11 protein-coding genes are annotated in these 12,388 nt (G+C 70.1%); 7 read left to right on the top strand and 4 right to left on the bottom strand.

Annotated elements, in window-relative coordinates; translation table 11 throughout:
• From ptsP to dhaK, 3 genes are read right to left on the bottom strand one after another with little or no spacing between them, the layout of a single operon-like run.
• Positions 1–2,493, bottom strand: coding sequence for a phosphoenolpyruvate--protein phosphotransferase (gene ptsP / locus ACTJKH_RS06380; RefSeq protein ID WP_440736216.1), 2,493 nt, complete (start codon positions 2,491–2,493; stop codon positions 1–3).
• Positions 2,493–3,134 carry a dihydroxyacetone kinase subunit DhaL gene (dhaL, locus tag ACTJKH_RS06385; protein WP_440736435.1) on the bottom strand — a complete coding sequence of 214 codons (642 nt, stop codon included), beginning with the start codon at positions 3,132–3,134 and terminating at the stop codon, positions 2,493–2,495. Before dhaL ends, ptsP begins: the two co-directional genes overlap by 1 nt.
• Entirely contained in the window at positions 3,134–4,126 is a 993-nt protein-coding gene (dhaK, locus tag ACTJKH_RS06390; protein WP_440736217.1) for a dihydroxyacetone kinase subunit DhaK, read from the bottom strand. Before dhaK ends, dhaL begins: the two co-directional genes overlap by 1 nt.
• A 90-nt stretch (positions 4,127–4,216) precedes the next feature.
• Between dhaK and ACTJKH_RS06395 the strand changes: the two genes are divergently transcribed.
• The gene (locus ACTJKH_RS06395) at positions 4,217–5,053 is read left to right on the top strand and encodes an IclR family transcriptional regulator (protein WP_440736218.1); all 837 of its coding nucleotides are present in this window, start codon (positions 4,217–4,219) and stop codon (positions 5,051–5,053) included.
• 16 nt (positions 5,054–5,069) lie between these two features.
• Here the strand turns inward: ACTJKH_RS06395 and ACTJKH_RS06400 are convergent, their stop codons facing one another.
• A complete protein-coding gene (locus tag ACTJKH_RS06400) occupies positions 5,070–5,681 on the bottom strand; it encodes a TetR/AcrR family transcriptional regulator (protein WP_440736219.1) in 612 nt (203 codons plus the stop codon).
• Between the two features lie 111 nt (positions 5,682–5,792).
• On the opposite strand from ACTJKH_RS06400, the gene ACTJKH_RS06405 reads away from it, so the two are divergent.
• Genes ACTJKH_RS06405 through paaK form a run of 6 tightly spaced genes read left to right on the top strand, consistent with a single transcriptional unit; the run spans position 5,793 to position 12,372 of the window.
• Positions 5,793–6,980 (top strand): thiolase family protein, encoded by a 1,188-nt coding sequence (locus tag ACTJKH_RS06405; protein WP_440736220.1) that lies wholly within the window; start codon positions 5,793–5,795, stop codon positions 6,978–6,980.
• Positions 6,977–7,708, top strand: coding sequence for an enoyl-CoA hydratase/isomerase family protein (locus ACTJKH_RS06410; protein WP_440736221.1), 732 nt, complete (start codon positions 6,977–6,979; stop codon positions 7,706–7,708). Before ACTJKH_RS06405 ends, ACTJKH_RS06410 begins: the two co-directional genes overlap by 4 nt.
• The gene (locus ACTJKH_RS06415) at positions 7,705–8,571 is read left to right on the top strand and encodes a 3-hydroxyacyl-CoA dehydrogenase family protein (protein WP_440736222.1); all 867 of its coding nucleotides are present in this window, start codon (positions 7,705–7,707) and stop codon (positions 8,569–8,571) included. Before ACTJKH_RS06410 ends, ACTJKH_RS06415 begins: the two co-directional genes overlap by 4 nt.
• Positions 8,568–10,649, top strand: coding sequence for a phenylacetic acid degradation bifunctional protein PaaZ (paaZ, locus tag ACTJKH_RS06420; RefSeq protein ID WP_440736223.1), 2,082 nt, complete (start codon positions 8,568–8,570; stop codon positions 10,647–10,649). The genes ACTJKH_RS06415 and paaZ overlap by 4 nt, the downstream gene beginning before the upstream one ends.
• Positions 10,646–11,038, top strand: a complete 393-nt coding sequence (gene paaI, locus ACTJKH_RS06425; protein WP_440736224.1) for a hydroxyphenylacetyl-CoA thioesterase PaaI — start codon at positions 10,646–10,648, stop codon at positions 11,036–11,038. Before paaZ ends, paaI begins: the two co-directional genes overlap by 4 nt.
• A 14-nt stretch (positions 11,039–11,052) precedes the next feature.
• Positions 11,053–12,372 (top strand): phenylacetate--CoA ligase PaaK, encoded by a 1,320-nt coding sequence (gene paaK / locus ACTJKH_RS06430; protein ID WP_440736225.1) that lies wholly within the window; start codon positions 11,053–11,055, stop codon positions 12,370–12,372.
• Positions 12,373–12,388 lie beyond the last annotated feature (16 nt).

Consider the following 12,388-nt stretch of genomic DNA (forward strand, 5'->3'; position numbering starts at 1 on the left):
TCAGAAGCCGAGCACTGCGGCGGCGGCCGCCCGAGCATCCGCCGCGGTCGCCGACGTCAGCACGGCCTCCGCCGCCGAAAGACACTGGGCCTCCGTGACCGCTCCGAGCGCCGCCGCCACCCGACCCAGCGCACGCGGCGTCATCGACAGCGAGGTGACCCCTAGTCCGACGAGCACGGGGGCGAGGGTCGGATCGGCGGCGGCCTCGCCGCACACTCCGACCGGGAGCTCCCACCTGCGCCCGGCGGCCCCCGCGGCGCCGATCAGGCGCAGAACCGCGGGCTGCCACGGATCATTCAGATCGCCGAGCTCTCCGAGCAGTCGATCCGCCGCGAGCGTGTATTGAGCGAGATCGTTGGTGCCGATGCTGACGAAATCGACGACCTCCAGCATCTCGGACGCCAGCAGCGCCGCCGAAGGCGTCTCGATCATGACGCCGACCGTCAGGAGGCCGGCCGCTCGGGCTCTTTCGGTGAAGTCCCTCGCCTCGTCGACCGTGGCCACCATCGGCGCCATGACCTCGACGAGCGCCGACTCCGCGTCGGCGGCCAGCGCGAGCGCGCGCAGTTGATCGTCGAGCAGCGTGGGCGACCGTCGTGCGATGCGCAGGCCGCGAACCCCCAGAGCGGGATTGTCCTCGTGATCCGCGTTCGCGAACGGCAGGGGCTTGTCGCTGCCCGCGTCGAGCGTGCGCACGACGACCCTCCGTCCCGGGAACGCCGCGAGGACGCCTCGATACGCCTCGACCTGCTCGTCGACCGATGGGGCGTCGACTCGATCGAGGAAGCAGAATTCGGTGCGGAAGAGCCCCACCCCCTCCGCGCTCGCGGCTGCAGCGGTGGCTGCGTCGGCAGCGCCCCCGACGTTGGCGAGCAGGTGGATGCGCCGCCCGTCGGAGAGAGCACCCTCACCGTCGAACGGCACGAGCACCGACGCGGCTTCGGCCGCCTGGATCCGAGATGCGGCGGGCTCGACCTCGACCGTTCCCCTGTCGCCGTCGACCAGCACGGTCGCACCGGCGGCGATCCCGGTCGCACCGGCGAGGCCGACCACCGCCGGGATGCCGAGAGATCGGGCGATGATCGCGGTGTGCGACGTGGGCCCGCCCTGCTCCGTCACGAGACCGACGCAGTTGCCGCCGTCGAGAGCAGCGGTGTCCGCCGGCGCGAGGTCGGCAGCGACGAGCACGAAGGGTTCATCGCGCTCGGGGACCCCGGGCATGTCGACCTCGAGGATCTCCGCGATGATGCGATCGCGGACGTCGCGGATGTCAGCGGCGCGCTCTGCGGCTCGTCCCCCGAGCGCCGCCAGTCCCTTCTCGTGCGTCACCGCGGTCTCCCACACCGCACGGGCCGCCGTGCGTCCGCGCTTGCGCACGAGTGCGGACGCCTCGGCGACGAGCTCAGGGTCGGACGCGAGCAGACGGGAGGCATCGAGGATCGCGCGCGCCTCCCCCGTCGCCGACGAGGTGCGAGCACGCAGCTGATCGGCGACCGCCACCGCGGCCCACTCGATCGCGGACACCTCGCTCTCCCGATCAGCGGGAGCGACGACCGCGGTCGCATCCGGCTCCTCGAGTGGAGCGGCGAGAAGCACGACCGGTGCGGCGATGCGTCCCCCGCTCACTCCCCGCCCGCGCAGCACGGTTCCCGCCGCCACGGATGAGGAAGCCTGCGTCCGGGTCTCGACGGACCGCGTCGCTGCTGCCACGGGAGCGTCCGGAGCCTCGGTCCCCTCACCGAAGCCGTCGGCGAAGAGAGCGACGAGGCGCGCGACGACGCTCTCCGCGTCGGCCCCGGTCGCGGACAGCTCGATCTCGTCGCCCTGGCGAGCGCCGAGGATCAGCATTCGGGAGAGGCTCGCGGCCGCGGCATCGGGTCCGTCCGGCAGCTTCCGGAGTCGCACATCGGCGCCCGCCGAGGTCTCGGCGATGAGAGCGGCCGGACGAGCGTGGATGCCGAGCGGATTCCGCACGGTCACCGTGCGTACGACGGCATCCGACCGGAGAGACGAGCCCTCGTCGAGGAACCTCGCATCGGCGACCGGCCCGCTGTCGGCCTCACCGCCCTCGTCCGCGTCCGCAAGCTGCCCGGTCTTCGCTCCGAGGGCGGCCGACGCCTCCTGAGCGACGACCTCGAGCGAACCGCCCGCCGCCGCCGACACGACCGCCGCGAGCAGGCCTTCGACGAACGGTGCCGGAGCCAGACGCACGGGCACATCACTCATGCGGAGCTCGAGAGCGAGCTCCGCACTCAGCACGGCCGACCCCAGGTCCATCAGCACCAGCACGCCGTCGCACTCCGCCGCGAGTTCGTCGATCGCGGCCGCGACCGCGACCGCATCGGTCCCGAGGATCGGTGTGCCGTCGGGCTCAACGCCCGCGCCGGCGGCCACACGCACGCGCATCCCGTCGCCCTGCACCATCTGCAGGGCAAGCTCCAGCGCCGCCTCCCCGAGCCGTGCGCTGTGGGAGACGGCGACGATGCCGATCATCAGGACGATTCCGCCGTCGCCTGCGCGAGGGTCTCGAAGAGAAGGGTCGTGGACGCCGACCCGGGGTCGAGATGACCGGCGCTGCGCTCACCCAGATAGCTCGCGCGTCCCTTGCGGGCGACGAGCGACAGGGTCGCGTCGCGACCGACAGCCGCAGCCTGAGCGGCCGCCGCGGTCGCCGCCGCGAGATCCGCTCCGCCGGCGACGGCCGCGTCGAGCGCATCGACCGCCGGCGCCATCGCGTCGAACATGGTCTTGTCCCCCGCTTCGGCCTTGCCCCGAGCGACGATGCCGTCGAGCCCCGCCCGCAGCGAGGCTGCGAGCGCCGTCGCGTCGAGCTCGGTCACGGGCCCGGCGGCCATCCCCATGCGCAGGAACAACGTGCCGTACAGCGGACCGCTCGCGCCTCCGACCGAGCTCACGAGCGTCATGCCGACCCCCTTGAGCAGTTCGTCGACGGTGGCCGGCGCGCCCGCCTCGAGCTTCGCCACGACCGCATCCATCCCCCGAGCCATGTTCGCCCCGTGATCGGCGTCACCGATCGCCGAGTCGAGCTCTGTCAGCCAGTCCCGCTTGGCGGTGACGGCGTCGCGGAATCGGTGGATCCAGTCGACCAGTGCTGCGGTGCCGACGCTCGCCATCATGCTCCCCACCGCAGGCCGGGAGTGTTCACCGGAGCGTCCCACAGGCGCAGCAGCTCGTCGTCGGCCTTCAGCACCGTGAGCGAGCAGCCGGCCATGTCGAGCGAGGTGATGTAGTCGCCGACCAGGTTGCGGGCGATCTGCACTCCGGCCTTCTCGAGCAGCGCCGCCACCTCGCCGTACATCAGGTAGAGCTCGATCAGGGGCGAACCGCCCATGCCGTTGAGCATCACGATCGCGGGTCCTGCCGCGTCGAGGTCGGCGAGGATCGGTTCGACGAGCTGGCGGGCGATCTCGGATGCGGGTGCCAGAGGTTCACGGTGACGACCAGGCTCGCCGTGGATGCCGATGCCGATCTCCATCTGATCCTCCGGCAGATCGAACGTGGGCTTGCCGGCGGCGGGGACGGTGCAGCTCGTGAGCGCCATGCCCATCGAGCGGCCCTGGCCGTTGATCCGCTTCGCGAGCTCCACGACGGATGCGAGGTCCTGCCCCTCCTCCGAGGCCGCGCCGACGAGCTTCTCGAGAAGCACGGTCAGACCGACGCCGCGGCGCCCCGCCGTGTACAGCGAGTCCTGCACGGCGACATCGTCGTCGACGATCACGGTGCCGACCTCGATGCCCTCCATCTCGGCGAGCTCGGCGGCCATCTCGAAGTTCAGCACGTCTCCCGTGTAGTTCTTCACGATGTGCAGCACCCCCGCGCCGCGGTCGACGGCCTTGGTCGCGGCCTGCACACGGTCGGGGGTCGGCGAGGTGAAGACCTCGCCCGCGACGGCGGCATCGAGCATCCCCACTCCGACATACCCTCCGTGCAGCGGCTCGTGGCCGGACCCACCGCCCGAGACCACCGCGACCTTGCCCGCGTCCTTCGGCGTCGCGCGGGTGATCACCTGGGTCTCGAAATCGACGGACAGCTCCGGATGCGCGAGGGCGACGCCCCGCAGCGATTCGGCCAGCACATCGGCGGGGTTGTTGATGAGCTTCTTCATCGTTCGATCTCCCTTGATCTCTGCGGTGGCGATCTTTCGCAATATTGGAAAGTTATTCGTCAATGTCGAATATGCTCGGGCGCAGTCGAGTTGTCAAGGTCCACTCGGACGACCGACGCGACCGCCCGGCTCGACGACGAACCGGAGGAGGAGGCCACTGTGATCCAGGCCATCGATCGCGCCGCCAAGGTGCTCGAGCTGCTGCAGGGCGCGCGCCACCTCGGCATCACCGATCTCTCCCTCGCCCTGGGCCTTCCCCCCTCGACCGTGCACGGGATCGTCAAGTCGCTGCGCGAGCACGGACTGGTCGCGAAAGAGCGCGGCGGGCAGCGCTACATGCTCGGGCCGACGCTGCTGCGACTCAGCAACGTGTACCTCGACACCTTGGACGTCAGGGCGCGCGCCATGCGGTGGACGCAGGAGCTCGCCCGCCGGACGAACCTGCCGGTGCGCCTCGGGGCCCCGCACTTCCACGAGGTGCTGGTCATCCACCACGACCTGCGCCCGGACGACAGCCAGCAGATGCTCGAGACCGGCGTCGCGATCCCCGCGCATGCCTCGGCGATGGGCAAGGTGCTCCTCGCCCACGACCTCGGCTTCCAGCGCACGGTCTTCGAGCGTCCGCTGCGCAGCCTCACGGGCGACACGATCACCGACATCGCACGGCTGACCCTCGAGCTGCCCGCCATCGCCGAACGCGGCAGCGCCTCGGAGACCGATGAGGCGGTGCTCGGCGAGTCCTCGATCGCCGCCCCCGTCGCCGACGCGTCGAACGACATCGTCGCGGCGGTCGCCGTCGTGATGCCGACCTCGCACGCACCGGCCTCCGATGCCGTGCTCAATGCGCTCCGCGAGACCGCGCGAAACATCTCACGGGAGCTCGGCGCGACGTCATGGCCGCCGCGCGTCGCGCCCGCGGACGACTGAGGTCACGGATCAGGGCTCAGCGCGACTGCAGCCCGTCCAGACTCACCCGGAGGATGTCCTCGCCCAGCTCGTCGGGGTCGACGGGTCCACCGGGGCGGTACCACTCGACCACGGAGTTGATCATGCCGAAGATCAGCCTGGTGGCGACTGCGGCATCCACGTCGTCGCGGATCAGTCCTTCGGCCTGAGCCTCGGTGACGATGGCGGTGACCCTCTGATCGAAAGCGCGGCGACGGACGAGTGCGGACGTCTCGACATCGCCGTTGCCACGGACGCGCAGCAGCAGCGTCACAGACGGGAGCTTCTCGGTGAGCACGTGCACCGCGCCGCGGATGATCGATCGCAGACGGTCGGAGGCGAGCGGATGCCGGGCTGTCGCGTCGTCGACGACGGCCTCGAGCGCGTCGAGGGCGTCGTTCAGTGCGAGTTCGAGGATCGCGGACTTCGATTCGAAGTGGTGGTAGAGCGCGGACTTGGTGAGCCCCAGCGTCGCGCTGAGGTCCGCGACACTGGTCGCGTCGTAGCCCTGCTCGTTGAACACCTTGACGGCGACCGCGAGCACCTGCTCGCGGTCATAACCTGGCCGGCCTCGCTTGGGGGCCGGCACGTCGGATCGGGGCTGCACCATGGGCCAAGTCTGTCATTCCCGGTGAGTTGCCATTCGCTCTGCGATCTGAGATCGTATTCCTGACCGATCGGTCTGAAATTATCGCCAGCGTTGGTGATCGAGAGGATGACGATGTCCGAGGCCTATCTCGTCGATGGCGTCCGCACCCCCGTCGGCCGGTACGGAGGCGCACTCGCGTCCGTCCGCCCCGACGACCTCGCAGCCCTCGTGGTGGGTGAGACCGTCCGTCGGGCGGGCGTACCCGCCGAGGCGATCGACGAGGTCATCCTCGGAGCCGCGAACCAGGCAGGAGAAGACAACCGCAACGTGGCGCGCATGGCCGTGCTGCTCGCGGGTCTCCCCGATTCGATCCCCGGTCTGACCGTCAACCGCCTCTGCGCGTCGGGGATGTCGGCGATCGCACTCGCCGCGAACGCCGTGCGCGCGGGAGACGCCGATCTCATCGTCGCCGGCGGCGTCGAGTCCATGACCCGGGCACCCTGGGTGCAGGCGAAGCCGGAGCGCGCGTGGGCGAAACCCGGCGCCGCCTTCGACACGTCGATCGGCTGGCGGTTCACGAACCCACGCCTGAGCGACCGCGACAAAGCCACCTTCTCGATGCCCGAGACGGCGGAGGAGGTCGCCCGCGTCGACGGGATCAGCCGTGGGGATGCCGACGCGTTCGCTCTTCTGAGCCACCAGCGAGCCATCGCCGCGATCGATGCGGGGCGCTTCGCCCCCGAGATCGTCGGAGTGGAGACGGGCCGCGGAATCGTCGACACCGACGAGGGTCCCCGGCGCGGCAGCACCCTCGATGCACTCACGGCGCTCCGCCCCGTCGTCGCGGGAGGCGAGGTCGTGACAGCCGGCAACTCGAGTTCTCTGAACGACGGCTCCTCGGCGATCGTCGTGGCGAGCGCCGAGGCCGTCGAGCGGCATGGACTGCGGCCTCGCGCGCGGATCGTCGCGTCGGCGACAGCCGCGCTGGCTCCCGAGATCATGGGCCTCGGCCCGGTGCCGGCCACGCAGAAGGCGCTCGCGAAGGCGGGCCTGCAGATCGGCGACCTCGGAGCCGTCGAGCTGAACGAGGCCTTCGCCTCGCAGTCTCTCGCCTGCATCCGCCGCCTGGGGCTGGACCCCGCGATCGTCAACGCCGACGGCGGAGCCATCGCGCTGGGCCACCCGCTCGGCTCGAGCGGATCACGGCTCATCGTCACCCTGCTGGGCCGACTCGAACGCGAAGGGGCTCGATACGGACTCGCCACGATGTGCGTCGGCGTCGGGCAGGGCACGGCGATGATCGTGGAGCGTCTCCCGTGACCCTGCACATCGAGGAGCGCGACGACAGGGTCGTCGCCACGCTCGACCGCCCCGAGAAGCGCAATGCGATCGACCAGGAGACCATCGACGCCCTGCACGAGTTGTGCGCCGCGCTCGAGGCATCGCCGCGGACGCTCATCGTCACCGGCTCCGACGGCGTCTTCGCGGCGGGGGCCGACATCGCCCAGCTGCGCGACCGCACTGCGGACGACGCCAGGCGCGGCATCAACGCGATGGCCTTCATCCGCGTCCGCGAACTGCCGATGCCGGTGATCGCGGCGATCGACGGCTATGCACTCGGAGGCGGCGCCGAACTCGCCTACGCGGCCGATATCCGCATCGCCACGCCGTCATCGCGCATCGGGAACCCCGAGACCGGACTCGGGATCATCGCCGCAGCAGGTGCGACATGGCGCCTGCCCGAGATCGTCGGCGACGCACGGGCGAGCGAACTGCTTCTCACCGGGCGCACTCTCGACGCCGAGGAGGCGCTGCGGTGGGGGCTCGTCTCGTCGCTGCATCCCTCCGACGAGCTGCTTCCGGCGGCGCACGCGATCGCCGACCGCATCACGGCGAACGACCCACTGGCGACGCAGCACACGAAACGCGCACTGCGCGCGCCGCGAGCACAGCATCCGGCGATCGAGTTCGAGCTGCAGGCCGAGCTGTTCGAGTCGCCCGAGAAGCACCGCCGGATGACCGCATTCCTCGAGAGGAAGAACCGATGAGCGAGACAGCGAAGGCACCGCGCGGGGTCGGGGTGCTCGGCGGGGGGCGCATGGGAGCCGGGATCGCCCATGCGTTCCTGCTCGCCGGTTCGCACGTGAGCGTGGTCGAGCGCGATGCGGCGAGCGCGGATGCGGCACTGGCACGCGTCAGCGACAGCATCCGCAGATCCGTCGAACGCGACCTCTCGCTGCAGGAGACAGAGATCATCGGGCGTCTCACCGCAGGACGCGACATCGCGGCGTTCGCCGACGTCGATCTCGTGATCGAGGCGGTGCCCGAGGATCGCGAACTCAAGGAGCAGGCCCTCGCCCGCGCCGAAGCGGCGATGCCCGCACATGCGACGCTGGCGAGCAACACGTCGTCGATCTCGATCGATGACCTGGCCGCAAACCGCGTGCGCCCGGAGCTCTTCCTCGGCCTCCACTTCTTCAACCCGGTTCCCGCCTCCGCGCTGGTCGAGATCGTGCACGGAACAGCGACGGATGCCGCGGTGACCGACCGCGCCGGCCTGTGGGTGACGGCCCTCGGCAAGACGCCGATCGTGGTCAGCGACTCCCCCGGCTTCGCGTCCTCGCGACTGGGTGTGATGCTCGGCCTCGAGGCCATCCGGATGCTCGAGGAGGGCGTCGCGTCTGCCGCCGACATCGATGCGGCGATGACACTCGGGTATCGGCATCCGATGGGCCCGCTGCGCACCACCGACATCGTCGGGCTGGATGTGCGCCTGGGCATCGCGGAGGAGCTGGAACGTGCGCTCGGCGCCCGGTTCGCTCCACCGGATCTGCTGCGACGAATGGTCGCCGAAGGAAGACTCGGCCGCAAGAGCGGCGAAGGGTTCTACGCATGGAACGAGGAGAGATGACCGAGTATCTGCCGAGCTATGTCCAGGGCGAGTGGTGGACGCCGTCGTCGCCCGAACGCTCCACCGAGGTCCGTGATGCGTCCACGGGCGAGGTGGTCGCACGCGTCTCGACCGAGGGCCTCGATCTCGCGGGCGCCCTCGAGCACGCGCGCACGGTCGGACAGCGGAGCCTCGGCGCGCTGACGTTCCACCAACGAGCGGTGCTGCTCAAGCAGTTCGCTCTCGCCCTCACCGAGCGCAAGGACGAGCTGTATGCGCTGTCCGCCCGCACCGGCGCGACGAAGAACGATTCGTGGGTCGACATCGACGGCGGGATCGGGGTGCTGTTCTCCTACTCCGGCAAGGGGCGGCGCGAGCTTCCCAACAGCCGCGTGCACGTCGACGGCCCGGTCGAACCGCTCTCGAAGGACGGCTCGTTCCTCGGTCGCCACGTCTACACGACGCTGCCCGGCGTGGCCGTGCAGATCAACGCGTTCAACTTCCCGGTGTGGGGATCGCTCGAGAAGTTCGCGCCGGCGTTCCTCGCGGGCATGCCGACCCTCGTGAAGCCCGCGACCCCCACGGGCTATCTCGCCGAGGCCATGGTGCGCATCCTCGTCGAATCGGGGTTGCTGCCGGACGGATCTCTGCAGCTGGTGAGCGGTAGTGTGCCCGACCTGTTCGAGAACCTGCGACTCGGCGACATCGTCGGCTTCACGGGCAGCGCGTCGACCGCGGAGAGCCTCAAGGCCCACCCGGCGGTGCAGACCGGCGGGGTGCGCTTCACGGCCGAGACCGACTCGATCAACGCCTCGGTGCTCGGCACGGACGCCGCCGCGGGCACGCCCGAGTTCGACGCGTACGTGCGCCAGCTCGTGACCGAGATGACGACCAAAGCCGGGCAGAAGTGCACGGCCATCCGCCGTGCGATCGTGCCGACCGGATCGGCGGACGCCGTGATCGCTGCGGTGCAGGCACGCATCGCCGACAAGACCGTGCTGGGCGACCCGCGCACGGAGGGCGTCACCATGGGCCCTCTCGCCTCGATCGCGCAGCGCGACGAGGTGCTGCGCCAGGTGGGCAGGCTGCAGACGGCGGGGGCGCAGATCGTCGTCGGCACGACGGATGCTCCCGAGGTGCGCCTCGCCGACGGCAGCACCGGCCTCGCCCCCGACGGCGCGTTCGTCTCGCCTCTGCTGCTGCGCTTCGACGACGCGCAGTCCGAGGCGGCGCATTCGATCGAGGCCTTCGGTCCGGTGTCGTCGCTTCTCACGTACGACACCACCGCCGACGCCGCCGCGCTCGTCGCTCGGGGCGGCGGCTCGCTCGTCACCAGCATCGCGACGCACGACCCGGCGCAGGCAGTGGAACTGGCCACACGCATCGCGCCCTTCAACGGCCGCATGCTGCTGCTCGACCGCGACGACGCGCGATCGTCGACCGGTCATGGCTCACCGCTGCCCAACCTCGTGCACGGCGGCCCCGGCCGGGCAGGCGGCGGTGAGGAGCTCGGCGGCATCCGCGCCGTGCTCCATCACATGCAGCGCACCGCGGTGCAGGGGTCGCCCGAGATGCTCACCGCGCTGACCGGCGTGTGGCACGCGGGTGCTGCGGCACGCAGCGACGGCCGGCATCCCTTCCGCAAGTCGCTCGCGGAGCTGCGGATCGGCGACCAGATCGTCTCGGCGTCGCGCGAGGTGACGCTGGCCGACATCGAGACGTTCGCGCACTTCACGGGTGACACGTTCTATGCGCACATGGACGAGGCCGCCGCCGCCGCGAACCCGTTCTTCCCCGGACGCGTGGCGCACGGGTACCTGCTCGTCTCCTGGGCGGCCGGTCTGTTCGTCGACCCGGAGCCCGGGCCGGTGCTCGCGAACTACGGCCTGGAGAACCTGCGGTTCATCACCCCCGTCTCCCCCGGCGACACGATCCGCGTCGAGCTCACGGCGAAGCAGATCACCCCGCGGGAGACCGACGAGTACGGCGAGGTGCGCTGGGATGCCGTGATCCGCAACCAGAGCGACGAGCTCGTGGCGACCTACGACGTGCTCACGCTGGTGAACAAGCAGCAGACGCCCGAGGGCGTGGCCGCATGAGACCGATGATGCAGCGCGATGCCGCCTCGGCGATGCTCGGCATGGTTGTCGAGCTCGATGAGCCGGGAGAGGCGGTGGTCTCGATGACGGTGCGAGACGACATGCTGAACGGCTTCGCGATCACGCACGGTGGGCTGGTCTTCACACTCGCCGACACCGCTTTCGCGATCGCCTGCAATGAGGACGAGCGCGTCACCGTCGCCGGTGGTGCCGACATCACGTTCCTCAAGTCCACGACCGCGGGCCAGCGACTGACGGCACGCGCCGTGCGTCGGGTCGTGAGTGGGCGCAACGGCCTCTACGACGTGACCGTGACCGACGAATCCGGCGACGTCGTCGCCGAGGTCCGAGGCCGCTCGCTCACGACGAACCGGTCGCAGGCGGGCTGATCCGACACATGCTCATGACCGCGACGAAGGAGTCGACGATGGACTACGGACGCACAGAGATCGGGACCGAGACGGAACTGCACTCACCCGAGGCGCTCGGCCGCCTGCAGCTGGAACGTCTGCAGTGGACGGTGCACCACGCCTATGAGAACGTGCCGACCTATCGCCGCAAGTTCGACGAACACGGCGTTCACCCCGACGACATCCGCGCGCTCGACGATGTGCAGAAGCTTCCGTTCACCACCAAGGCAGACCTGCGTGAGAGCTACCCGTTCGGGATGTTCGCGGTGCCGATGGCCGACGTCCGCCGCGTCCATGCGTCGTCCGGTACGACGGGGCGTCCGACCGTGGTCGGGTACACGGAGGGGGACCTCGACCGATGGAGTGACCTGATCGCCCGGTCACTGCATGCCGCGGGCATCCGCGCCGGGATGAAGGTGCACAACGCATACGGCTACGGGCTCTTCACGGGCGGACTCGGCGCGCACGCGGGTATCGAGCGTCTGGGCGCCACGGTGATCCCCGTGTCCGGCGGCCAGACGGCCCGGCAGGTGCAGCTGATCACCGACTTCGAGCCGGATGCCATCCTGTGCACGCCGAGCTACCTGCTCACGATCGCGGATGCGATGGAGGCGGCCGGGATCGACCCGAGGTCGACGTCGCTGCGAGTGGCGGTGCTCGGCGCCGAGCCGTGGACGAACGAGATGCGGCGGGAGATCGAGCGACGACTGGACATCGACGCGGTCGACATCTACGGGCTCAGCGAGGTCATGGGACCCGGTGTCGCGAGCGAGAGCGTGCTCACGAAGGACGGCCCGCACATCTGGGAGGACCACTTCCTGCCTGAGATCATCGACGGTGACGCCGGCGTGCGCCTGAAGGACGGAGAGCTCGGCGAGCTGGTCTTCACCTCGCTCACCAAGGAGGCGTTCCCCGTCATCCGCTATCGCACGCGCGACCTGACCCGTCTGCTGCCCGGAACGACGTATCCCGCGCTGCGGCGCATCGAGAAGATCACCGGGCGCAACGACGACATGATCATCCTGCGCGGCGTGAACCTGTTCCCCACGCAGATCGAGGAGCTCGTGATGGGCATCGAGACGCTGACGCCGCACTTCGTGCTCGAGCTGCACCACGTCGCTCAGCTCGACACCATGACCGTGCGCATCGAGCGGCACCCGTCGTTGAGCGCCGAGGAGTGCGATGCCGCTGCCGCGGTGCTCCACCATCGCATCAAGATGCACATCGGCACGAGCGTCGACGTCGAGGTCGAGGAGCCCGGCACCCTGCCTCGGAGCGAGGGCAAGTACAAGCGCGTGTACGACCTGCGCTGAGATGCTCCGGTCGAAG

Source organism: Microbacterium sp. 22215 (assembly GCF_052045655.1).
GTDB classification, from domain to species: Bacteria; Actinomycetota; Actinomycetes; order Actinomycetales; family Microbacteriaceae; genus Microbacterium; species Microbacterium phyllosphaerae.